At 67.0% G+C, this 22,959-nt stretch carries 22 protein-coding genes; 15 read left to right on the top strand and 7 right to left on the bottom strand.

Translation table 11 applies throughout. The features are described 5' to 3' along the window. Positions 1-49 precede the first annotated feature (49 nt). The 3 genes from HNQ66_RS14630 to HNQ66_RS14620 all read left to right on the top strand — a co-directional run bounded on the left by HNQ66_RS14630 (position 50) and on the right by HNQ66_RS14620 (position 3,459). A complete protein-coding gene (locus HNQ66_RS14630; RefSeq protein WP_184144900.1) occupies positions 50-1,672 on the top strand; it encodes an ABC-F family ATP-binding cassette domain-containing protein in 1,623 nt (540 codons plus the stop codon). A gap of 51 nt (positions 1,673-1,723) precedes the next feature. Then, positions 1,724-2,188 carry a hypothetical protein gene (locus HNQ66_RS14625; protein ID WP_184144899.1) on the top strand — a complete coding sequence of 155 codons (465 nt, stop codon included), beginning with the start codon at positions 1,724-1,726 and terminating at the stop codon, positions 2,186-2,188. Positions 2,189-2,253: 65 nt separating this feature from the next. Further along, on the top strand, positions 2,254-3,459 hold the full coding sequence (locus HNQ66_RS14620) for a TIGR03862 family flavoprotein (protein WP_184144898.1): 1,206 nt from the start codon (positions 2,254-2,256) through the stop codon (positions 3,457-3,459). Here the strand turns inward: HNQ66_RS14620 and HNQ66_RS14615 are convergent. Further along, on the bottom strand, positions 3,456-4,247 hold the full coding sequence (locus tag HNQ66_RS14615) for an IclR family transcriptional regulator (protein WP_184144897.1): 792 nt from the start codon (positions 4,245-4,247) through the stop codon (positions 3,456-3,458). The genes HNQ66_RS14620 and HNQ66_RS14615 overlap by 4 nt on opposite strands. A 152-nt stretch (positions 4,248-4,399) precedes the next feature. On the opposite strand from HNQ66_RS14615, the gene HNQ66_RS14610 reads away from it, so the two are divergent. The 8 genes from HNQ66_RS14610 to HNQ66_RS14575 are packed head-to-tail and all read left to right on the top strand — an operon-like array spanning position 4,400 to position 12,590. Beyond that, positions 4,400-5,533, top strand: a complete 1,134-nt coding sequence (locus tag HNQ66_RS14610; protein ID WP_184144896.1) for an ABC transporter substrate-binding protein — start codon at positions 4,400-4,402, stop codon at positions 5,531-5,533. 21 nt (positions 5,534-5,554) lie between these two features. Continuing rightward, a complete protein-coding gene (locus HNQ66_RS14605) occupies positions 5,555-7,063 on the top strand; it encodes a sugar ABC transporter ATP-binding protein (protein ID WP_184144895.1) in 1,509 nt (502 codons plus the stop codon). After that, complete coding sequence (locus HNQ66_RS14600) at positions 7,060-8,025, top strand: ABC transporter permease (RefSeq protein WP_184144894.1); 966 nt, start codon at positions 7,060-7,062, stop codon at positions 8,023-8,025. The genes HNQ66_RS14605 and HNQ66_RS14600 overlap by 4 nt, the downstream gene beginning before the upstream one ends. Beyond that, positions 8,022-8,963 (top strand): ABC transporter permease, encoded by a 942-nt coding sequence (locus tag HNQ66_RS14595; RefSeq protein ID WP_184144893.1) that lies wholly within the window; start codon positions 8,022-8,024, stop codon positions 8,961-8,963. Before HNQ66_RS14600 ends, HNQ66_RS14595 begins: the two co-directional genes overlap by 4 nt. Then, a complete protein-coding gene (locus tag HNQ66_RS14590; RefSeq protein ID WP_184144892.1) occupies positions 8,960-9,895 on the top strand; it encodes an amidohydrolase family protein in 936 nt (311 codons plus the stop codon). Before HNQ66_RS14595 ends, HNQ66_RS14590 begins: the two co-directional genes overlap by 4 nt. After that, entirely contained in the window at positions 9,888-11,201 is a 1,314-nt protein-coding gene (locus HNQ66_RS14585) for an alanine racemase (RefSeq protein WP_184144891.1), read from the top strand. The genes HNQ66_RS14590 and HNQ66_RS14585 overlap by 8 nt, the downstream gene beginning before the upstream one ends. Positions 11,202-11,229: 28 nt before the next feature. Then, positions 11,230-11,574 carry a RidA family protein gene (locus tag HNQ66_RS14580; protein WP_184144890.1) on the top strand — a complete coding sequence of 115 codons (345 nt, stop codon included), beginning with the start codon at positions 11,230-11,232 and terminating at the stop codon, positions 11,572-11,574. Between the two features lie 2 nt (positions 11,575-11,576). Further along, positions 11,577-12,590, top strand: coding sequence for a succinylglutamate desuccinylase/aspartoacylase family protein (locus HNQ66_RS14575; RefSeq protein WP_184144889.1), 1,014 nt, complete (start codon positions 11,577-11,579; stop codon positions 12,588-12,590). Here HNQ66_RS14575 and HNQ66_RS14570 read toward each other — a convergent pair. Further along, on the bottom strand, positions 12,580-13,767 hold the full coding sequence (locus tag HNQ66_RS14570) for a hypothetical protein (RefSeq protein ID WP_184144888.1): 1,188 nt from the start codon (positions 13,765-13,767) through the stop codon (positions 12,580-12,582). The genes HNQ66_RS14575 and HNQ66_RS14570 overlap by 11 nt on opposite strands. 248 nt (positions 13,768-14,015) lie before the next feature. Here HNQ66_RS14570 and purU point away from each other — a divergent pair, with 248 nt between their 5' ends. Further along, positions 14,016-14,900 carry a formyltetrahydrofolate deformylase gene (purU, locus tag HNQ66_RS14565; RefSeq protein WP_184144887.1) on the top strand — a complete coding sequence of 295 codons (885 nt, stop codon included), beginning with the start codon at positions 14,016-14,018 and terminating at the stop codon, positions 14,898-14,900. Between the two features lie 184 nt (positions 14,901-15,084). On the opposite strand, the gene HNQ66_RS14560 is transcribed toward purU, so the two are convergent. The 5 genes from HNQ66_RS14560 to ccmA all read right to left on the bottom strand — a co-directional run bounded on the left by HNQ66_RS14560 (position 15,085) and on the right by ccmA (position 18,222). After that, a complete protein-coding gene (locus tag HNQ66_RS14560) occupies positions 15,085-15,693 on the bottom strand; it encodes a DsbE family thiol:disulfide interchange protein (protein WP_184144886.1) in 609 nt (202 codons plus the stop codon). Continuing rightward, a complete protein-coding gene (gene ccmD, locus HNQ66_RS14555; protein WP_184144885.1) occupies positions 15,690-15,857 on the bottom strand; it encodes a heme exporter protein CcmD in 168 nt (55 codons plus the stop codon). The genes HNQ66_RS14560 and ccmD overlap by 4 nt, the downstream gene beginning before the upstream one ends. Continuing rightward, complete coding sequence (locus tag HNQ66_RS14550) at positions 15,854-16,624, bottom strand: heme ABC transporter permease (RefSeq protein WP_184144884.1); 771 nt, start codon at positions 16,622-16,624, stop codon at positions 15,854-15,856. Before HNQ66_RS14550 ends, ccmD begins: the two co-directional genes overlap by 4 nt. 91 nt (positions 16,625-16,715) lie before the next feature. Continuing rightward, positions 16,716-17,375: a heme exporter protein CcmB gene (ccmB, locus tag HNQ66_RS14545; RefSeq protein WP_184144883.1), complete on the bottom strand. Its 660-nt coding sequence runs from the start codon at positions 17,373-17,375 to the stop codon at positions 16,716-16,718. A 205-nt stretch (positions 17,376-17,580) separates the two neighbouring features. After that, on the bottom strand, positions 17,581-18,222 hold the full coding sequence (gene ccmA / locus HNQ66_RS14540; protein ID WP_184144882.1) for a heme ABC exporter ATP-binding protein CcmA: 642 nt from the start codon (positions 18,220-18,222) through the stop codon (positions 17,581-17,583). Positions 18,223-18,489: 267 nt separating this feature from the next. Here ccmA and acnA point away from each other — a divergent pair, with 267 nt between their 5' ends. The 3 genes from acnA (at position 18,490) to HNQ66_RS14525 (ending at position 22,814) form a co-directional block, all read left to right on the top strand. After that, positions 18,490-21,183 (top strand): aconitate hydratase AcnA, encoded by a 2,694-nt coding sequence (gene acnA, locus HNQ66_RS14535; protein ID WP_184144881.1) that lies wholly within the window; start codon positions 18,490-18,492, stop codon positions 21,181-21,183. A 162-nt stretch (positions 21,184-21,345) separates the two neighbouring features. After that, on the top strand, positions 21,346-22,101 hold the full coding sequence (locus HNQ66_RS14530) for a DUF1223 domain-containing protein (RefSeq protein ID WP_184144880.1): 756 nt from the start codon (positions 21,346-21,348) through the stop codon (positions 22,099-22,101). A 338-nt stretch (positions 22,102-22,439) separates the two neighbouring features. After that, positions 22,440-22,814, top strand: a complete 375-nt coding sequence (locus HNQ66_RS14525) for a DUF2794 domain-containing protein (RefSeq protein WP_184144879.1) — start codon at positions 22,440-22,442, stop codon at positions 22,812-22,814. Positions 22,815-22,959 lie beyond the last annotated feature (145 nt).

Below are 22,959 nucleotides of genomic sequence, written 5' to 3'. Positions count from 1 at the left end.
GCGCTGCGTCGTGGCATAGGGCGCGGATCGTCACGAGGCCCGGCTTTTCATGATCCGCATCGAGAATATCAGCAAGTCCAACAGCCACCGCATCCTCTATATCGAGGCGTCCGCCGCGCTGAACCGCGGGGAGAAGATCGGGCTTGTCGGGCCGAACGGGGCGGGCAAGACGACGCTTTTCCGCATGATCACCGGGCAGGAACAGCCGGACGAGGGGCAGGTCTCTGTCGAGAAGGCCGTCACCATCGGCTATTTCAGCCAGGATGTCGGCGAGATGGCGGGGCGGAGCGCCGTTACCGAGGTGATGGACGGGGCGGGGCCGGTGAGCTCGGTCGCCGCCGCGCTACGCGAACTGGAAGCGGCGATGGTCGATCCGGACAAGCTGGATGAGATGGATGCGATCATCGAGCGCTACGGCGAGGTGCAGGCGCGCTACGAGGAGCTCGACGGTTACGGGCTGGAGAGCCGGGCGCGCGAGGTGCTGGCGGGCCTCGGCTTCAGCCAGGAGATGATGGACGGCGACGTCGGCAAGCTGTCGGGCGGCTGGAAGATGCGCGTGGCGCTTGCCCGCATCCTCCTCATGCGGCCGGACGTCATGCTGCTCGACGAACCGAGCAACCATCTCGACCTCGAAAGCCTGATCTGGCTGGAGCAGTTCCTGAAAGGTTACGAGGGCGCGCTGCTGATGACCTCGCACGACCGTGAGTTCATGAACCGCATCGTCACCAAGATCATTGAGATCGATGCCGGCTCGCTCACCACCTATTCCGGCGACTATGGCTTCTACGAGCAGCAGCGCGCGCAGAACGAGAAGCAGCAGCAGGCGCAGTTCGAGCGCCAGCAGGCCATGCTCGCCAAGGAGATCAAGTTCATCGAGCGGTTCAAGGCGCGCGCCTCCCACGCCGCGCAGGTTCAGAGCCGCGTCAAGAAGCTCGACAAGATCGAGCGCGTCGAGCCGCCGCGCCGGCGCCAGACCGTGATGTTCGAGTTCCAGCCGGCGCCGCGCTCGGGCGAGGATGTCGTCAACCTCAAGAATGTCGGCAAGGCCTATGGCAGCCGCACGATCTACAGGGATTTCAGCTTCCTCGTGCGCCGCAAGGAGCGCTGGTGCGTGATGGGCGTCAACGGCGCGGGCAAGTCGACGCTCCTGAAGCTCGTCGCCGGTGCCGCCGATCCGGATGCGGGCAGCGTGACGATCGGGGCGAGCGTCAAGGTCGGATACTTTGCACAGCATGCGATGGATCTGCTCGACGGCGACCTCACCGTCTTCGAATGGCTGGAGCGGGAGTTCCCGCGCGCGGGGCAGGGACCGCTGAGGACACTCGCCGGCTGCTTCGGCTTTTCCGGCGACGACGTCGAGAAGAAGTGCCGGGTGCTGTCCGGCGGCGAGAAGGCGCGGCTGGTCATGGCGGCGATGCTGTTCGATCCGCCGAATTTCCTGATCCTCGACGAGCCGACGAACCATCTCGACCTCGACACGAAGGAAATGCTGATCAAGGCGCTTGCCGACTACGAGGGCACCATGCTCTTCGTCTCGCACGACCGCCGCTTCCTCGGCGCGCTGTCAAACCGCGTTCTTGAGCTGAACGGCGACGACGTCCAACAGTATCCGGGCGGCTACAGCGAATATGTCGCGCAGACCGGCCAGGAGGCGCCGGGCCTTCACGGCTGATGCGCCTGCCGCCGTTTCGGGCTATGAAAGGCCGAACGGCGGAGGGGACGGATGGACCGGAAGAAACCGCTTTACCGCAGCGTCAACACGCGGACCCATGGCGTGCATCATGGATCGGGCGGCGACTATCGCTGGTCGCGCCGGCGTGAGGACCGCGTGCATGCGGGGGCCATGGGCGGCAATTTTCGGCGCGGGCTGGATTATACGCCGCTCTTCAGGTTCCTGCTGTCGCGGGTCGGGGAGGACTGGGATGCCGTCCATGCCGAGGCGGTGGCGCGGCTCGACAGGGCCGAGCCGATCTTCTGGCTGGTCGCGCGGTCCGAGGCCGAGCGGCAGCCCTTCGTGCGGATCGGCGAAAGCTCCTATTATTCGGGCCTCCATGTCGACGAAGACAACCGGCTGCGACTGGTCGATCCGATGCTTCGTGTCGAGGACATGGAGCCGGCCTGCGCCTGCTGCACGCACACGTTCAACGGTGTGCCCTTCACGCGGAAATACGTGCCGCCGGGCGACTGAGGCGCTGGCATCGGCCCTTCGGGCGCTCTATGAGGACGGCGGAGAGTTTCGAGGTAAGAGGCGGCATGGGCAAGCGGATCGGGATCGTCGGCGGCGGGCCGGCCGGGCTGATGGCGGCAGAGGTGCTGTCGGCGCGCGGCCATGCCGTCACGGTGCTGGAGGCGATGCCGACTATCGGCCGCAAGTTCCTGCTCGCCGGAAAATCCGGCCTCAACATCACCCATTCGGAAGCCCATGAACGCTTCGCCACCCGCTTCGGCGCGGCGAACGGGCGGCTTTCCGCGGCGCTCGATGCCTTCACGCCCGAGGATGTGCGCGCCTGGGCGGCGGGGCTCGGGACCGAAACCTTCGTCGGCTCGTCCGGCCGGGTGTTTCCGAAAGTGATGAAGGCCTCGCCCCTGCTGCGGGCCTGGCGGGCGCGGCTGGAGGCGCAGGGCGTCGATATCCGCGTGCGCCACCGCTGGACAGGCTTTGCGCCGGAGGGATTGCGGGTCGAGACGCCGGCGGGCGAGGTGACGATAGGCTTCGACGCGGTGTTGCTTGCGCTCGGCGGCGCGAGCTGGCCGCGGCTCGGCTCGGATGCTGCCTGGGTCGGATGGCTCGCGGACCGGGGCGTCGATATCGCGCCCTTCCGTCCGGCCAATTGCGGTTTCGATATCGACTGGTCGGCCTTCTTCGCGGAGAAATTTGCAGGCGCACCGGTCAAGGGCGTCGTCGCGTCTTCGCCGGCCGGGGCCATTCCCGGCGAGTTCGTCATTTCGCACACGGGCGTGGAGGGCAGCCTCATCTATGCCCATGCCGCGGCGCTGCGCGACCGGCTGGAGGGGGAAGGCAAGGCTACCCTGATCCTCGATCTGGCACCGGGGCGGGTGGCCGAGCGGCTGGCGGCGGATCTCGCGCGGCAGGGCGGCAAGGCGAGCCTTTCGACGCGCCTGCGCAAGGGAGCGGGGCTCGACGGAGTCAAGGCGGCGCTGCTGCGCGAATGCCGGCCCGATGCGGCGCGGCTTTCGCCGGACGAATTGGGTGCCTCGATCAAGGCATTGCCGCTTGCCCTCCTTCGGCCGCGGCCGATTGGCGAGGCGATCTCGTCGGCCGGCGGCATCCGTTTCGATGCGCTGGATGAGGACTACATGCTGAAGGCGCTGCCCGGCATCTTCGCGGCAGGCGAAATGCTCGACTGGGAGGCTCCGACCGGCGGCTATCTGCTGACCGCCTGCTTTGCCACCGGCCGGGCGGCCGCCGAGGGCATGGATCGCTGGCTATCCAGCTAGGCGAGGACGCGCTTCGCACCCGTCGGCGCCTGACCGAGGCGGGCGGCGGCGGCCTTCAGGCAGTCGAGGTAGCGCTCGCGGTTGGCAAGCCCGTCGGCGCGCGGGGCGACGAGGCAGAGCGTTGCGGCCGCGTGGCCTTCCTCGCCCATCACCGGCACGGCGAAGCAATGGGTGAAGCTGTCGACGATGCTGTTGAAGGTGAAGAAGCCGTCCGCATCGGCCCGCCGCACCTCGGCGAGGAACTGCGCCGAATCGAGCCATTTGCCGTCCGGCAGGCGGAAATCCTGCGGGGGAATGAAGGCAAGGATCTCCTCGTCGCTCATATGCGCGACGAGGAGGCGGCCGGAGGCCGTCCACGGGATCGGCACGGACTGGCCGATGTCGGTGGAGATGCGGAAGGGGCGCGCGCCCTCGCGCATGCGCACCACCGTGTATTTGTTGCCGTCCAGCATGCAGAACTGCGCGGTCTCGCGCGTCTCGTCGGCCAGCCAGTCGAGCGCGGCTTCGCATTCGCGCGTGAAGTCGAAATGGTTCTCGTAGGCCGCGCCGAGGAAATAGAGCTTGCGGCCGAGATAGACGCGGCCCTCGCCGCCGGAAAATTCCAAAATGCCGTTGCGCAGCAGCAGGTTGACCAGCTCGTAGACCGATGAGCGCGGCGCGCCGATCTGCGCGGCGATTTCGTTCGGCTTCAGCGCCTGCCGCTTCTGGCGCAGGAAGTCGAGGATCTCGAAGGCCCGGTCGAGCCCGCGGGCCCGCTTCGCCCCTGCTTCGTCCGAAATCGCGTCCATTTCCATTCCTTCCCTGTCTTCGCCCAACTTCTCCCGCCGCCGGAAGCGTCTGTCAATCCGCCGGATCCGACGCGGCGTGAACGAAATTTCGGCGCCCCCCTTGCAGGGCGGAAAAATCGGCATAAGATCGCGTCGTCCGGTATAAAGATCATATGTACATTATATTGGACAAAGACGGATGGCAAGCCCGTTCCTGCTGCCGCAATGAAAAGGGGATCGACATGAAGAAATCCGCAAATACCGCCTCGCTGCGCAGCCGCCTCCTCGCCGGTGCTGCTGCCGCCGCGACCCTTCTCGCCTTCAGCGCCGGCACGGCATCGGCCGCGGCGAACTGCATCAAGGGCGACCGCAAGGCGCCCTATACGATCGGCTGGGCGAACATCTATTCCGTGCCGACCTGGATGAAGCAGACCGAGGGCACGATCTCGGCCGAGGTGGAGGAGCTGAAGAAGGCCGGCCTCGTGAAGGATCTGATGATCACGGACGCGCAGGGCAACGCCCAGACGCAGATTCAGCACATCCAGTCGATGATCGACGCCAATGTCGACGCCATCGTCGTCATCGCCGGCTCGTCCAACGCGCTCGACCGCGTCATCTCGGATGCCTGCGACAAGGGCATCGCCGTCGTCAACTTCGACAGCCTCGTCAACACCGACAAGGTGACGGCGAAGATCAACACCGATTCGGGCGAATGGGGTGCGGGCGCTGCCAAGTGGCTCTCCGACCAGCTCGGCGGCAAGGGCAAGATCATCGTCATGAACGGCCCGGCCGGCATCTCCGTCAGCGACGACCGCCGCAAGGGCGCCCAGCCGGTGCTCGACGCCAATCCGGGCCTCGAAATCATCACCGAGACGAACACCGAATACAACGTCGCCCCCGCGCAGGAAGCGATGACGAGCCTGCTCTTCGCCAATCCGGAGATCGACGGCGTGCTCTCGCTCGGCGGTGCGCTTTCGGCCGGCTCCGTCATGGCCTTCGACCGCCAGGGCCGCGACCAGGTGCCGATCACCGGCGAGAACGCCCGCCAGTTCCTGGAACTGTGGAAGGAAAAGGGCCTCAAGGGCTGGGCCACCATGCAGCCGAACTGGCTCGGCGCCCTCTCGGTCTATACCGCAGTGCAGGCGCTGGAAGGCAAGGACGTGCCGGCCTTCGTCAAGGTGCCGCTGCCGGTCATCGACGACAGCAATATCGACAGCTACCTTGCCCGTGCGGACCAGTTCCCGGCCGACGGCTACATCTACTCGGACTACGACCAGGCGCTGTTCGACAAGCTGCTCGCGCAGTAAAAGCCCGCAAAGGACGCCGCCATGACGGATGCAACGCCCCTGCTGGAAGCCCGGCAGGTGTTCAAGGGGTTCTTCGGCAATCCCGTTCTCAAGGGCGTGGACATCGCCCTTCGGCCGGGCAGGGTTCACGCCCTGCTCGGCGAGAACGGGGCCGGGAAATCCACATTGATCAACCTCCTGTCCGGCGCCCTCCAGCCGGACAGCGGCGCCATCCTCGTGGACGGCCGGCCGGCCGGGCGCTTCAGCCCGGCCGCCGCCCGTGCGGCCGGCATCGCCGTGGTGCAGCAGGAACTGAGCCTGACGGCGGACCTTTCCATCGCCGAGAATATCGGCCTTGGTGCCTTTCCGCGCCGCTTCGGCCTCATCGACTATGCCGCGCTTCATCGCGGCGTTCGGGAGGTCTGCGACCTGGTGGGCCTCATCGAACCGCTCGACATGCCCGTCGCCGATCTCGCCCTCGGCCGCCGGCAGATGGTGGAGATCGCCAAGGCGCTCTACCGCAAGCCGCGCGTGCTCATCCTCGACGAGCCGACCTCCTCGCTTTCCGCCCACGAGGCCGGCATCCTCGCGGGCCTCATCGGGACGCTGCGCGACCGCGGCACGGCGCTTCTCTATATTTCCCACCGCCTCAACGAGGTGCAGGCGCTCTGTTCGCATGTCACGGTGCTGAAGGACGGCGGCGTCACCGCCGACCAGTCGCTCGACGGCATCGACGGCGAGGGGCTGGTGCGCCTGATGGTCGGCCGTAAGACGGGCGATCTCTTCCCGCCGCGCCCCGCGCCTTCCGCCGGCGCGCTGCGCATCAGCGTCGAGGGCTTTTCCGCCGGCCTCGTGCGCAATATCGGCTTTTCGGCCCGCGCCGGCGAGATCGTCGGCATCGGCGGGCTGGTGGGGCAGGGGCAGGAAGACCTGCTGCTCGGCCTCTACGGCGCCATTCCCGCCGGGGCCGGGAAGGCGGAGGTCTGCGGGAAACCCGGCCTTCCCGCCCATGTCGGCGCGGCCAATGCCGCCGGCATCGTCTATGTGCCGGCGGACCGCAAGCACGAGGGGCTGGTGCTGCCCCATTCCATCGCCTCGAACCTCATCCTGCCCTCGCTCGGCCGGCTTGCGCGCGGGGGCCTGCGCGACCGCGCAGCCGAAACGGGACTGATCGCCGATCTCGCCCGGCGGCTGACCATCAAGGGCGACGTCGCCCGGCCGGTGCAGGCGCTTTCGGGCGGCAACCAGCAGAAGGTGGCGCTCGCCAAGTGGCTGCCGCTCGATCCGGCCGTCCTGCTCCTCAACGACCCGACCCGCGGCGTCGACATCGAGACGAAGCGGGAAATCTACCTCATGCTGCGCGCGTTTGCCGCCGAGGGCCGGCTCGTCATCCTCGCCAGCTCCGATACGCCGGAGCTCGTGCATCTCTGCGACCGCGTCGTCATCCTGCGCGAGGGCGAGGTCGCCGCGCGGCTTTCCGGGGATGCGATCACCGAGGAGGCCATCGTCGGCGCGGCCATGGGCATCGACAGAAAAGGAGCGGCCGCATGAGCGCTGTTTCGTCCACCGGCTGGCTCTACGGCGCCATCCAGAAGCGCCGCAACCGCGGCCTCGGCGGCCTCTATCTCGTCGTTGCCGCCTTCCTTGTCCTCTATGCCGTGCTCTTTCCCGGCATCCTCTCCGTCGGCGGCTTTTCCAAGTTCACGCAGAACTGGTTCCCGCTCGCCCTCGTCACCATGGCGCAGGCGCTCCTGATGCTCAACGGCGGCATCACGCTCGCTATCGGACCGCTCGTCAGCCTCGGCGCGGTGATTGCGGCGACCACCATGGAGGGTGTTTTCGGCGTGCCGGGCGGCTTTGTCGCCGTCGCGCTCGCCGGCCTTGCCATCGGCGCGGTCACGGGCGTCATCGTCGCGCATCTCAGGCTGCCGGCGATCATCGTCACGCTCGCCGGCTCCTTCATCATCACCGGCGTCGCGCTGATCCTCCTGCCGCGCCCGGGCGGCTTCATCCCGGACTGGCTTTCGAATGGGCTTGCCGGCCACACGCCCGTCGCCTTCCTGCTGCTCGTCGTCATCCTCCTCGGCTGGAAGGCGTTCCTCGCCACGCCGCTCGGCCTCGGCATCTATGCGGCCGGCGACAACCCGGTCGGCGCTTTCCGCTCCGGCGTGCCGGTCGAGCGGGCGAAGGTCGTCGCCTTCGCGCTCTCCGGCCTGCTTGCCGCGCTGGCCGGCCTCTTCGTCGCCGCGCAGACCGGCTCGGGCGACCCGATCATCGGCACGCCCTTTACGCTCAACTCCATCGCCGCGGCCGTGCTCGGCGGTGTCGGCTTCCTCGGCGGCAAGGGCACGATGCGCGGGGCGATCTGCGGCAGCCTGCTGCTCTCGGTCATGATCAACGTGATGTTCTTCCTCGGCTTTCCGCCGGTCGCGCAATATGTGGCGCAGGGGCTCATCATCGTCGGCGCCGTCGCGGTGCCGGAACTTCTCGGTGCCTGGAGGGCAAGGCGATGAACGCTGTCAGATCCCTGTTCCGCAACCCGCCGCTGCTGACTTTCGTGCTGGTGGCCCTCGTCTGGCTCGTCGCGAGCCTCACGCTGCACGGCTTCGGCGCCTACGGGCACCTGCGCTACCTTCTGGAGCTTGCCGCCGTCATCGGCATCGTCGCGGCCGGGCAGACGCTCGTCATCCTGATGGGCGGCATCGACCTTTCCGTCGGCGCGGTCATCACCGTGACGGCGATCCTGCTGCCGCTCCTCTCGCCTGCCTGGGATCCGACCGGCCTTGCCGGCATCGTGCTGGCGCTCGCCATCGCAACCGGCATCGGCGTCCTCAACGGTGCGGGCGCGGCCTATCTGCGCGTGCCGCCGATCATCATGACGCTCGCCATGGCGACCTTCCTTCAGGGTCTTCTCGTCATCGTCGCCGGCGGCAGCGCCGTCACGGTCAGCAATCCCGCCGTCATCCTGCTCGGGCAGGCCCGGCCGTTCGGCATCCCGGCCGGCGTCATCCTCTGGGTGGTCGTCTCGGCGGCGGTGCTGCTCCTCATCCACCGCATGCCGATCGGCGCGCGGTTCCTCGCGCTCGGCGCCAATCCGCTTGCCGCCCGGCTTTCCGGCGTCAGCGTCACGCGCAACACGCTGATCCTCTATGCGCTTTCCGGCTTCTTCGCCGGCCTCGCCGGCATCCTCGTGCTCGGCATGAATCGGCAGGGCTATGTCGGCATCGGCGATCCCTATCTGCTGACGTCGATCGCCGCCGTGGTCCTCGGCGGCACCTCCATCCTCGGCGGGCGGGGGACCTATGCCGGCACCATTCCCGGCGCCATCCTGCTCGTCACGACCACGGCGCTGATCACCGTCGTCAATGCCTCGCCCGGCTGGCGCTCGATCATGTTCGGCACGCTGATCCTCGCGCTGCTGCTCGTTTCCGGCCGTGAGGCGCGGCGATGACAGGCCGCTATGACGGGCCGGTCATCGACCCGCACCACCATCTCTGGGACCTCTCGCTGCGCCGCCATCCCTGGCTGGAGAAGGCGCGAGGCGGGGGCGGCGAGATGGTCTACGGCGGCCTCGCGCCGATCCTGCGGGATTACGGCGTGGAGGATTACCGGCGGGATGCCGCAAACCAGAACGTCGTCGCCACCGTGCATGTCGAGGCCGGCTGGTCCGACGCCCATCCGCTGGAGGAAAGCCGCTGGCTCGGCGGCCTCGACCGTTCCTCCGGCATCGCGAAGCGTTACGTCGCACGCGTGCCGCTCGACAGTCCCGATGCGGCGCGCCTGATCGAGGCGGAGGCGGCCAACCCCAATGTCGCCGGCATCCGCGATATCGTGAGCTGGCACCCGGAGCCGGGCAAGAGTTTTGCCCCGCGCCCGCACCGCATGGCCGACCCCGTCTGGAGGGCCGGCCTTGGCCGCCTTTCCCGCCATGGCCTCGTCTTCGACCTGATGCTCTATCCCTGGCAGATGGACGAGGCCGTGGAGCTTGTCCGCGCCTTTCCGGAACTCCTCTTCGTGCTCAACCACGGTGGCAGCCCGGCGGACCGGACGGCGGAGGGCATGGCGCTGTGGCGCAGCGGCCTTCGCGCCCTTGGCCGCGAGCCGAACGTGCGGCTGAAGATCTCCGACCTCGTCGCCTACGACAACGACTGGACGCCGGAAAGCCTCGGGCCCGTGATTTCGCATTGCCTCGATTGCTTCGGCCCGGCGCGCGCCATGTTCGCCAGCGATTTCCCGGTCGCCGGCCTTCATGCCACCTTCGACGCGGTCTATGCCGTGTTCCGCGACCTCGCCGCGCCGCTCTCGCCCGACGAGCAGCGCGCCATCTTCTTCACCACCGCCGACGAGGCCTATCGCCTCGGGATGGGAGAACGCCATGTCTGACCTTCATGCGACCGAAACCGGCAATCCGCTGATCGACGACCGTATCCGCGGCTTTCCGCCCGGCCATGCGCCCTTGCCGCTCGATGCCATCGGCGGAAGGGGCTGGAAACCCTATGACGGCAGGATGGCGCTGCCGCTGATCTCGCTCGACCAAAGGGCCTTCGCCGGCAATGTCGAACAGATGATGGCCTATGTGAAGGACCGTCGCGTCGAGATCGCGCCCCACGCCAAGACGCCGATGTCGACGGCGCTTTCCGGCGCGTTGCTTGCGGCGGGCGCCTGGGGCACGACGGTCGCCGATATCCGGCAGGCCGCCGTTCTCCTCAAGGCGAGCCAGCGCCGGCTGATCCTTGCCAACGAGATCGGCGGCCCTGCCGCCGCCCGCCGCCTCGCGGCCCTTCTGTCCGGTTACCCCGAGGCGGAGGTGCATGTCTTCGTCGATTCCGTCGCGCTCGCGGAAGCCCTGCGCGCCGCCTGGGCGGAGCGGGCGGACCTGCCGCCGCTCGGCCTGCTGGTGGAATTCGGCGCCGGCCGCGCCGGCGCGCGCAGCATTGAAGCGGCGGAGGCCATCCTTGACGCAATCCTTGCTGCCGAGACGGCAACCTTCCGGCTGACCGGCATCGCCGCCTATGAGGGCGCGGCCGCTACCGCGGACGCGGACGAGACGCTGCGGCGGATCGACGGGCTGATGCAAATGACCGCGGCCTTCCTGCCAAAGGTGCGCGCCCGTATCGGCAACGAACGCCCGCTTCTCGTGACGGCGGGCGGGTCGGTCTTCTTCGACCGGGTGGTCGAGGGGCTTTCCGGCGCGGTCGCCGCCGATCCCGATTGCCGGCTGGTGCTGCGCAGCGGGGCGATCTTCTTCCACGATCACGGCATCTACGAGCGCGGCCTTGCCGGGCTAGACGCGCGGCAGGGTTTTAGCTTCGGCGGTGCGATCCATTCCGCCGCGAAGGGTTTCCGGCCGGCGCTGCGCGTCTGGGCCGAGGTGCTGTCGCGGCCCGAGCCGGGGCTTGCGATCTGCGGCATGGGCCTTCGCGACGTCGCGATGGACCAGGGCCTGCCGCGGCCGCTGGCGCTCTACCGGGACGGCGCGCGCCTTGCCGATCTCGCCGGGGCCGAGGTGCAGCGCCTCAACGACCAGCACGCCTTCGTCACGGTGCCGGCCGGCAGCGACGTCGCCGTCGGTGACGTGGTGGAGTTCGGCATCTCCCATCCCTGCACCTGCCTCGACCGGCACGCCATCCTCTACGGCCTCGACCCGGACCACGCGGTCACGACGGCCTATCTCACCAGCTTCGGCTGATCCTCCCCATGAAGAAAGGAAACCACCCATGATCCAGCGTTACCAGAAGGGTTCGCGCATGAGCCAGGCCGTCAGCCATGGCGGGCTCGTCTACATTGCCGGCCAGGTCGCGGAAGATCGTAAGGCCGGCATCGAGAGCCAGACGCGCGACGTGCTCGGTAAGATCGACGCCCTTCTGAAGGAAGCCGGCACGGACCGTTCGAAGCTCCTCGCCGTCAATGTCTTCCTGCCGGCCATCGTCGATTTCGACGCGATGAACGGCGTCTACGATGCCTGGATCGATCCGGCCAATCCGCCGGCCCGGGCCTGCGTCGAGGCGCGCCTTGCCGATCCGGACCTGCGCGTCGAGATGACCGCCGTCGCGGCGCTCTGACCATGCACAGCGGCCTCGTCAACCCGATCGATCTTGCGGCGGACGGCCGGCAGGCCGGGCATCTCGCCATTCCCTATTCGGTCGACCGCTCGCCCTACTACCAGATCCGCATTCCTATCCTGCGCCTGAAGAACGGCGCGGGGCCGAGCCTCCTCCTGATGGCCGGCAACCACGGGGACGAATATGAGGGCGAGCTCCAGCTCGGCCGGCTGATGCGCCTGCTCGATGTCTCGAAGATCCGCGGCGCCGTCACTATCCTGCCGATGGCGAACCTGCCGGCGGTGATGGCGGCGAAGCGCTGCTCGCCCTTCGACGGCGGCAATCTCAACCGCGCCTTTCCCGGCGATCCCGCAGGCACGCCGACGGCGCGGCTCGCCCATTTCCTCGAGCACACGCTTTTCCCGGCCCACGATGCGGTGCTGGACCTTCATTCGGGCGGCACCTCCATGGTGCATCTTGCCTGTACGCTGATCGAACGGCAGGCCGATAGCGCGCGCTTCGAGCGTTCCGTCGCGCTGATGCGGGCGATGGGCGCGGCCCACGCCTTCATCGCCGACAACGGGCCGGCGGCGCCGACCTCGATGGGCGCGGCGGGTAGGGCCGGCACCATCGGCCTTTCCGGCGAGTTCGGCGGGGGCGGCACGGTGACGCCGGAGAGCATGGCCTTCACCGCGGCGGCGATCGACCGGCTGCTGATGGCGCTCGGCATTGCGGACGCGCCCGTCCTCTCGCGGGAAGCTCTCCCGCCGCCGCCAGCCCTGCAGCTTCTTTCGCTCTCGCGGCACAGCCAGGGCATCTATGCGGACCGGCGCGGCTGGTTCGAGCCGACGGTGCCTCTTGGTGCGCGGGTTGCGGCCGGCGACCTTGCCGGCCGGTATCACGACCTCGAACGGCTGGAGCAGCCGGAGGAAGAGCTGCGCTTTGCCGAGGGCGGCATCGTCATCTCCCACCGGCTGCACACCGACAGCCAGGCCGGCGACTGCCTGATCCAGGTCGCCGAGCCGATCAGCGGCTGATCGCCGCGACCGCCTCGCGCACCCAATCGAGGCGCTTTGCCGGGATGAGGCCGTAATTGTAGAAGTTCACGCCGTCGGCGCCCGCGTCGACGGCGCTTTTCGTGCGGGCGGCGAGGATGTCCGGCCCGTCCACCTCCGGATAGAAGACACGAAGGCCGAGGCCGAGGAACCTGTCCGGACCGAGCAGCGCGCGGCCGGTGCGGATGACATCGCCGACGGCCTCCGGCGTCATGTCGTAGCAGCAGAGGATCGCCCCGTCGCAGAGCCTGCCGACCGCCGCAAGGTCGACGCCGCCGAGCCAGCCGTCTTTCAGGTCGATCAGCACGATGCGCGTTGCCGGATCGGCCGCCGCCTTGATCTCGCCGATCAGGCTCGTCACCGGCTCGCTGCGCCAGGAAAGGAAGGCATGGAGGTCCGGGTGGTCGCGGAAGGCGTCGATGCCGGCATCCGGGAAATCGGGGAACTGCCTTTCCGGCACGGCGCGCTCGCAGAGTTCCGCGATGAAGCGGGCGACGGTCCTGCGTGCGCCCTCGACCGGGACGCCGGCCTTTTGCGCGCGCGCGGTGCAATGGTCGCAGAAGCAGAGCGAGAGCAGGAAGTCGTCCTCGGCATTGAGGCCGACGCCGTCCTTTTCGTGGTGGTACTCGTGCGCAAAGCCCATGAAGTTCGGGCTCTCCAGCTCCAGCATGTCCGGCTTGTAATTCGTCGTGATATCGCGGACGAGCGTGACGACATAGTCGCGCGCCGCCGGGCTGGAGGGGCAGAGATTGTAGTGGTTGGCATTGCCGAAGGCGTTGCGGGTGACGTGTTCGGGATGGAGCATGCCGAGGCGCGTGTTGTGCAGGCAGACCGTCCAGCAGGAGACCTTGAGGCCGGTCTCAGCCCGCGCCTTCGTCAGCGCGTCCAGCATGTCGCCGCGCTCGGCGACGTTCCGCGCCATCAGCGGGCGGATCGCCTTTCCCTGCCAGAGCGTTTCGTCGGGGCGGAAATAGACCGTGCCGTCTTCCGGGAAATAGGCTTTCTGCGCGGGGCTTCTCGGCTGGAGGAAGCGGCCGGCATGGTAGGAGGTCGCAAGGCTCACCGTATTGAGGCCGGCGCGGCCGGAAAGGTCGGCGGTAAGCGCCGCAAGTCCCTGGTCCTGAACGTCCCAGGGGTAGGTCCACATGGAAAGATGCATGGCGTGCTCCCGTCGAATCTGTCCATTTTATAGAACATGTGTCCATAATAGTGTCCAGCACGATTTTCACCGGAAGGGCCCGTTGGCATTTTCGATGCACTGAATGTCGCGAACCGGAAGGATTCGCGACAAGAGGCAGCGTAGCTTTTCGCCATTGCAGGGGCTTGCGCAGGGGCAAGCGGCCTGAAATATGCGCCACAGGGGATCGCCGGCCCAGCCGCCGTCGGCCGAACGCGAGAAGAGAACCGATGAAGAGCCATGTGCTGACCGTAACGTGCAAATCGACCCGCGGCATCGTCGCCGCGATCACGGGATATCTCGCCGAGAAGGGGTGTTACATCTCCGACTCGTCGCAGTTCGACGATCTGGAAACGGGTCTCTTCTTCATGCGCCTCACCTTCCTTTCCCAGGAAGGCGTGCCGGAAGAGGATATCAAGGCGGGCTTTGCCCCCGTCGCCAAGCCCTTCGGCATGACCTGGCGCTTCAACGACAGCGATGAGCGCATGAAGGTGCTGCTCATGGTCTCGCGCTTCGGCCACTGCCTCAACGACCTGCTCTACCGCTGGAAGATCGGCGCGCTGCCGATCGACATCGTCGGCGTCGTCTCCAACCACTTCGATTACCAGAAGGTCATCGTCAACCACGACATCCCCTTCTACCACATCAAGGTGACGAAGGAGAACAAGCCGCAGGCCGAAGCCCGCCTCATGGAGGTGGTCGAACAGTCCGGCGCCGAGCTCATCGTGCTCGCCCGCTACATGCAGGTCCTGTCCGATGCCGTCTGCAAGAAGATGTCGGGCCGCATCATCAACATCCACCACTCGTTCCTGCCGTCCTTCAAGGGTGCCAACCCCTACAAGCAGGCCTTCGAGCGCGGCGTGAAGCTGATCGGCGCGACGGCGCACTATGTGACGGAAGACCTCGACGAAGGCCCGATCATCGAGCAGGACGTCGCGCGCATCACCCATGCGCAGTCGGCGGAGGATTATGTCTCCATCGGCCGGGACGTGGAAAGCCAGGTGCTTGCCCGCGCCGTGCACGCCCACATCCACCACCGCGTCTTCATGAACGGCAACAAGACCATCGTCTTCCCGCCGTCGCCGGGCTCTTACGCCTCCGAGCGCATGGGCTGATCGGGGGCGGAAGCCCTCGCTGACGGCCAGGCGCCGCCCAGCCCTCCGTCGTCATGGTCGGGCTTGACCCGACCATCCATGCTCCGAGCACGTCTGTGGATCCTCGGGTCGAGCCCGAGGATGACGAAGGCGGTGAGGGAAATTTCAATAAGCTGAGGCCGGCGTCTTCGCCGGCCTTTTCATATCAGGCGGCGGGCTTGCCCAGCGCCTTCTCGATGGCGGGATAGAGGCCTTCCTTGAGGCTCTTGTCGTCGAAGGGGCCGACGCGCTTGTAGAGGATCGTGCCGTCCGGGCCGACGAGGTAGGATTCCGGGATGCCGTAGACGCCCCAGTCGATCGCCATCCGGCCGGCCGGATCGAGGCCGATGGCCGAGAAGGGGTTGCCGAGCTCGCCGAGGAAACGCAGCGCGTTCTCCGCGCCGTCCTTGTAGTTGACGCCGACGACGGTGATGCGCGGGTCCTTCGAGAGCTGCAGGATGACGGGGTGCTCCTGCCGGCACGGCACGCACCAGGACGCCCAGAAATTGACGAGCGTCAGCTTGCCCCTGGCGGTTTGCGTCGTCAGGGCCGGAACGGGCGCGCCGTCCTTCGTCGCGCCGGCGAGCGGATCGAGGTCGCGCCACGGCGCCTTGGTGCCGATCAGCGCCGAGGGAATTTCGGAAATGTCGCGGCCGGAATTGAGCTGCGTCCAGAAGATCAGCGCAAGGGCGATGAAGACGGCGAGCGGCAGCGCGGCAAGGACGATGCGCATGCGCGTGCCGCCGCCTGCGGCATTGCCTTCGCTCTTGCTCATTGCGCGGCCTCGCTCCGGTCGGAGCGGCGGCGGATGCCGGCGGCTTCGAGTTGCGCCAGCTCGCGCTGGCGGGCGCGGTGGTCGAGCCAGACCCAGGCGACGAGGCCGAAGCTGACGGCGAAGGCGGCGATATAGGAGACCGCGACGTAGAAGGTATGGCTCATGCGGCGCCTTTCTTGCGGCCGGCGGCGCGGGCGGCATGGCGGCGCAGCACCGCGATGCGCCGGCGCAGGATCTCGTTGCGCATGGCGAGGATGTGCAGCGTGAAGAAGAGCAGGGTGAAGGCGACCGCCATGATGAGGAGCGGGTGCAGGAATTCCGGGTCGATGGTCGGCCCGCCCATCCTGACGACGCTCGCCGGCTGGTGCAGCGTGTTCCACCATTCGACGGAGAATTTTATGATCGGGATGTTGACGAAGCCGACGAGGATGAGGACGGCGCTGACCTTTGCCGCCCGCGCCGGATCGTCCATGGCGCGGTTGAGGGCGATGAGGCCGAGATACATCAGGAAGAGCACGAAGACGGAGGTGAGCCGCGCATCCCACACCCACCAAGTCCCCCACATCGGCTTGCCCCAGAGCGAGCCGGTGACGAGGGCGAGGAAGGTGAAGCCGGCGCCGATGGGGGCTGCGGCCTTGGCCGAGACGTCGGCGAGCGGATGGCGCCAGACGAGCGTGCCGAGCGCGGAAAGCGCCATCACCGTATAGCACATCATCGAGAGCCAGGCGGCCGGCACATGCACATACATGATGCGCACCGTCTCGCCCTGCTGGTAGTCGCCCTCCGTCGTGAAGGAGAGGTAGAGCCCGGCCGCGAAGAGACAGAGCGTCAGCCCGGCAAGCCACGGCCAGAGGACGGCGACCAGCGCCAGGAACCGCGTCGGGTTGGCGAGGTCGCTGAAGTTGCGGATGGCAAGGCTCGGTTCGCTCATGGCTGCCCTTCAACGTGACGACTGGTTCTTTAACGTGTCAGGCCCGCCTCTTCAATTGATCTGCGGCAATCACATTGCCGCAGCCGGTGCGTCAGTCGCTCGAAAGGCGAAGGGCCGCGGCCGCGGCCAGCGGGCCGATGACGGCGAAGAACAGGTTGAGCGCGATCAGAATGAGGAAAGGCGGCAGGAAAGGGGCGGGGTCCTCGATGGCCGCATAGACCGCGCTCACCCCGAAGATCAGCACGGGAATGGCGAGCGGCAGCACGAGGATGGAGACGAGCAGGCCTCCGCGCGGCAGCGCCACGGCAATCCCCGCCCCCGCCGCGCCGATGAAGGTGATGGCGGGCGTGCCGGCCAGCAGCGTCAGCGCCGTCGCGCCGATCGCCACCTCGTCCATGTTCATGAAGAGGCCGAGGAGCGGCGAGGCGATGACGAGCGGCAGGCCGGTCGCGATCCAGTGCGCGACACACTTGACGAAGACCGTCAGCACCAGCGGCGTCTCCTGCATCAGGAGGAGGTCGAGCGAGCCGTCCTCGCGCTCGGCCTGGAACAGCCGGTCGAGGCCGAGGAGGGAGGCCAGCAGCGCGCCGATCCACAGGATGGCGGGGCCGATGCGCGAGAGAAGGTTGAGGTCCGGCCCGACGCCGAAGGGGATGACGGCGACGACCGTCATGAAGAAGAGGACGCCGATCAGCGCGCCGCCGCCGGCGCGGACCGAGAGTTTCAGGTCGCGGGCAAGGAGGGCGATCATGCTTGCGCCTCCGGGCGAAGCGGATTTGGCTTACCCCCCTCTGCCCTGCCGGGCATCTCCCCCTCAAGGGGGGAGATTGACTGGGAGGGCCGGCATTTCCGGGTTTTCAAGGTTTGCGTTTGGCGGGGCTTCGCCGCTTGCCAATCTCCCCCCTTGAGGGGGAGATGCCCGGCAGGGCAGAGGGGGGTGGCTACTTGCACGCCCATCACCACACCTCCTCCGCCACCCCGGCAAAGCCCGTCATCCTCAACTCCTGCACGCCTTCCAACCCAAGCGGCTGGTGCGTGGCGGCGATGGCGATGCCGCCGCGGGCAAGGTGGGCGGTGACGAGGCCGGCGAACATGTCTTCCGCAGCGGCATCGAGCGCGGCGGTCGGCTCGTCGAGGATCCAGACGGGACGCCAGGCGACCAGCAGCTTGGCCATGGCCATGCGGCGCTGCTGGCCGGCGGAAAGGTAGCCGAAGGGCAGATGGGCGATGCCGCCGAGGCCGACCGCCTCTACGGCTTCCTCGACCGGGACGCCCGCCCCGCCGGCCATGTCGCCGAGGAAGGTCTTCCAGAAGGAAAGGTTCTCCTCGACGGTGAGCTCCCGCTTCATCGCGTTGCGGTGGCCGAGATAGTGCGCGGCCTCACTGAGCCGCTCGGCTGCGTGCGGTGCAGCAAGGAGTTTCGCCGAGCCCGAGCGGGCCGGCAGGAGGCCTGCCAGCACGCGCAGCAGCGTCGACTTGCCGGAACCGTTCGGGCCCTTGACGACCAGGGCTTCGCCGCCGGCGATTTCAAAGGCGATATCGCGGAAAATCAGGTCCTCGCCGCGCGTGGCGCTCAACCCCTCGGCGACGAGCCGCATGATGCTTCACTTTCCCTTTACGACCTTGGTCGCAATGCAAAAAAATTGTCCCGATTTGCGCGAACGCGCTCTGGATCGTTCCTTAGAAATTATCTATAACGCCCGCAACACGCCAGCGGTCGGCGTGAATTTCATCCAAGCGCCGAACACGGGAATGATTTCCGCGTACGGACAGCGGAAATGGCCGCACCCGCATCCCATTCGCGCTAAACGCGCACGGGCGTTCGTACGTCAGCTTTCTGGCGACCAGACGGAACGGGGTATAAAGTGTCCAAATCCCTAGACAGTTTCAATTGTCGTTCGACCCTCACGGTCAACGGCACCGACTATGTGTATTACAGCCTGCCCAAGGCTGAAGCGAACGGCCTTGCCGGCGTCTCGAAGCTCCCCTACTCGATGAAGGTGCTTCTTGAGAACCTGCTGCGCTTCGAGGACGGCCGCTCCGTCACGAAGGACCACATCCTCGCCGTCGCCGAATGGCTGACGAACAAGGGCACGGTCGAAAACGAGATCGCCTATCGCCCGGCGCGCGTTCTGATGCAGGACTTCACCGGCGTTCCCGCCGTCGTCGACCTTGCGGCCATGCGCGACGCGATGGTCTCGCTCGGCGGCGACCCCGAGAAGATCAACCCGCTCGTTCCCGTCGACCTCGTCATCGACCACTCCGTCATCGTCGACGAGTTCGGCACGCCGACCGCCTTCGCCCGCAACGTGGAGCTGGAATACCAGCGCAACGGCGAGCGCTACCGCTTCCTGAAATGGGGCCAGCAGGCGTTCAAGAACTTCCGCGTCGTTCCGCCCGGCACCGGCATCTGTCACCAGGTCAATCTGGAATATCTGGGCCAGACCGTTTGGACCAAGGAAGAAGACGGCGAGATCGTCGCCTACCCGGATACCTGTGTCGGCACGGACAGCCACACGACCATGATCAACGGCCTCGGCGTTCTCGGCTGGGGCGTCGGCGGCATCGAGGCGGAAGCGGCCATGCTCGGCCAGCCCGTTTCCATGCTCCTGCCGGAAGTCATCGGCTTCAAGCTGACCGGCAAGCTCAAGGAAGGCGTGACGGCGACCGACCTCGTGCTGATGGTCGTGCAGATGCTGCGCAAGAAGGGCGTCGTCTCCAAGTTCGTCGAATTCTTCGGCCCCGGCCTCGACAACATGACGCTCGCCGACCGCGCGACGATCGGCAATATGGGCCCGGAATACGGCGCGACCTGCGGCTTCTTCCCGGTCGATGCCGAAACCGTCAACTACCTCACCATGTCCGGCCGCGACGAGCAGCGCATCGCCCTCGTCGAAGCCTACTCCAAGGCCCAGGGCATGTGGCGTGACGGCGACGGCTCCGACCTCGTCTTCACCGATACGCTGGAACTCGACCTCGGCGACGTCGTGCCGTCCATGGCCGGCCCGAAGCGCCCGGAAGGCCGCATCCCGCTGGAAAACATCGCTTCCGGCTTCGCCGCGTCGCTCGAAAACGACTACAAGAAGCCGGGTCAGCTCGCCAACCGCTATGCCGTCGAGGGCACGGACTATGATATCGGCCACGGCGATGTCGCCATTGCCGCCATCACGTCCTGCACAAACACGTCCAACCCGTCGGTGCTGATCGCCGCCGGCCTGCTTGCCCGCAACGCGGTCGCCAGGGGCCTGAAGACGAAGCCGTGGGTGAAGACCTCGCTTGCACCGGGATCGCAGGTCGTTGCCGAGTACCTTTCCAAGTCGGGTCTGCAGACCGACCTCGACAAGCTCGGCTTCAACCTCGTCGGCTTCGGCTGCACCACCTGCATCGGCAATTCCGGCCCGCTGCCGGCGCCGATCTCCAAGACGATCAACGACAAGGGCCTGATCGCCGCGGGCGTGCTCTCCGGCAACCGTAACTTCGAAGGCCGCATCTCGCCGGACGTGCAGGCGAACTACCTCGCCTCGCCGCCGCTCGTCGTCGCCTATGCGCTCGCCGGCTCGGTCCAGAAGGACCTCACCACGGAACCGCTCGGCGAAGACCGGGACGGCAACCCGGTCTACCTCAAGGACATCTGGCCCTCCTCGAAGGAGATCCAGGAGTTCATCATGAAGTACGTCACGCGTGAGCTCTATGCCACGAAGTATGCCGACGTCTTCAAGGGCGACGCCAACTGGCAGGCCGTGCAGGTGCCGGCGGGCCAGACCTACGCCTGGGACGACCAGTCGACCTATGTGCAGAACCCGCCCTACTTCGTCGGCATGGGCAAGGTCGGCGCGGGCGTTTCCGACATCAAGGGCGCGCGCGTCCTCGGCCTCTTCGGCGACAAGATCACGACCGACCACATCTCGCCGGCCGGTTCGATCAAGGCGGCTTCGCCCGCCGGTGCCTACCTCATCGGCCACGGCGTCGGCGTTGCGGACTTCAACCAGTACGGCACGCGCCGCGGCAACCATGAGGTCATGATGCGCGGCACCTTCGCCAATATCCGCATCCGCAACCACATGCTGGGCCCGAACGGCAAGGAAGGCGGCTACACGATCCACTATCCTTCCAAGGAAGAGATGTCGATCTACGACGCGGCCATGAAGTACAAGGAGGAGGGCGTTCCGCTCGTCATCTTCGCCGGCGTCGAATACGGCAACGGCTCCTCGCGCGACTGGGCGGCCAAGGGCACGAACCTGCTCGGCGTCAAGGCCGTGATCGCGCAGTCCTTCGAGCGCATCCACCGCTCGAACCTCGTCGGCATGGGCGTCATCCCCTTCGTCTTCGAGGAGGGCACGACCTGGGCGACGCTCGACCTCAAGGGCGACGAGCTGGTGACGATCGAGGGCCTGGAAGGCGACATCAAGCCGCGCGAACGGAAGATCGCCAAGATCACCTATTCCGACGGCACGGTGAAGGACGTTCCGATCCTCTGCCGCATCGATACGCTGGACGAGGTCACCTACGTCAACAACGGCGGTATCCTGCAGACGGTTCTGCGCGATCTCGCCGCCTGATCCCTTTCGGGTTTGAAATGCACGATGCCGGGGCCCTCCAGCCCCGGCATCGTTCGTTTCCGGGCCGCAAGGCTCACTCCATCGTGACTTCCCGTTGAAGCGGCAAGGGCGTATGACGGCTGGAAAGGCTGGCCGCAGCGCCGCGCTTCATTGGAAATGACCATGCCGAGACCGTACATACCGGAATGTCTGGCGATCCTGCTGACGCTGGGCGCCGGCACCGCCCATGCGCAGGAATCCATCGAGCCCAAGGGCGTGGTCGAGCTCTTCACCAGCCAGGGCTGCTCGTCCTGCCCGCCCGCCGACAAGGCGCTGGAGACGCTGGTGCGCGAGGGCGACGTCGTGGCGCTCTCCTATCACGTCGACTACTGGAACTATCTCGGCTGGGCGGACACGCTCGCCTCCAAGGACAATACCGACCGGCAATATGCCTATGCCCGCATGTTCGGCCGCAACGGCGTCTACACGCCGCAGGCCGTGCTGAACGGGCGCGAGCACGTCAACGGCGCCGATCTTTCCGGCATCCGCACCCGCATCGACGCCCTGTCCGGCGAAGGCAAGGGGCTGAAGGTGCCGGTCGTGGCCGAGGTGAAGAACGACGAATTGCGCATCCGCGTCGGCCCCGGCGAGGGCAAGGCCAATATCCTCATCGCTTATTTCGAACGCGAGCACCGGATCGATATCGACAAGGGCGAGAACCGCGGCAAGACGGTCGACTACTGGCATGCCGTGACGGACATGGAGACGATCGGCATGTGGGAAGGCAAGGAGACCAACCTGGTGCTTCCGGCCGACATGCTGAAGAAGAAAAAGAAGGCGGGCGGCTGCGCCGTGCTGCTGCAGCGCATGAAGAGCGCCGATACGCCCGGCGCGATCCTCGGCGCGACGGTCCTGTCCGGGGGGCCGTCCGCGCTCTGAAAGGGCTTTCAAGGGAGGTCCGGTCCGGCTTCCTCGAGGGGCTGGGGCTTGAGGGTTCGAAGAAACACGGACCGGACCGGGACGAAGCTGCCGGCAACGGAATACAAGGCAACCTCGACAGACGCTTGCCGTACCGAACCGGATTCCGCGTGAGGCGGGGGCAGGCACGGCGGCGACGGGCGGACTTTCCCTTTAAATTTGGGCGTCGGTTTGTCTGAAATGCGGCGGAACGGATTTTTGCGGGAAAGGCGCCGTGCACCGCCTGTCCGCCCGCCTTGCATTTCGCCGCCGCTCAGGCACACTGTCATCGAGCCGTCACAGGAAGGTGCGGAGTTTAGATGACCGATCAGCCGGATTTGCAGGCGTCCAACGTCGTGGTCGACCTCAAGGAGTACCGCAGCAGCAAGGATCCGCTGCCGGTGACCTTCCATCGGCGGGAACTCGATGCGATCCTGTGGGTCTACGGCCGCATGGTCGGCGAGGGCGAATGGCGCGACTACGCCATCGACCACCTGCGCGACAGGGCGGTCTTCTCCATCTTCAAGCGCTCCGGCGAAATGCCGCTCTATCGTGTCGAGAAGAATCCCAAGCTCGCCGCCAGGCAGGGCGCCTACAGCGTCATCAACCAGCACGGCACCATCCTGAAGCGCGGCCACGAGCTGAACCAGGTGCTGAAGGTGTTCGACAAGGTGCTGCGCCTCGTCGAGACGTGAGACGCTTCCGGCGCAACACCCTCCCCGCTACCTTCGCCCCACCCTCCAGCGTCATGCTCTGGCTTGACGGAGAAGAGGGCAGAAGCAGGGACGGGGAGCAGAGGCAGACGGCAGGCGCCGACGAGGGGGCGCGGTGCGTTCGGCG

Source organism: Shinella fusca, assembly GCF_014203155.1.
Classification (GTDB): domain Bacteria; phylum Pseudomonadota; class Alphaproteobacteria; order Rhizobiales; family Rhizobiaceae; genus Shinella; species Shinella fusca.
This window is presented reverse-complemented; position numbering and strand designations above follow the sequence as displayed.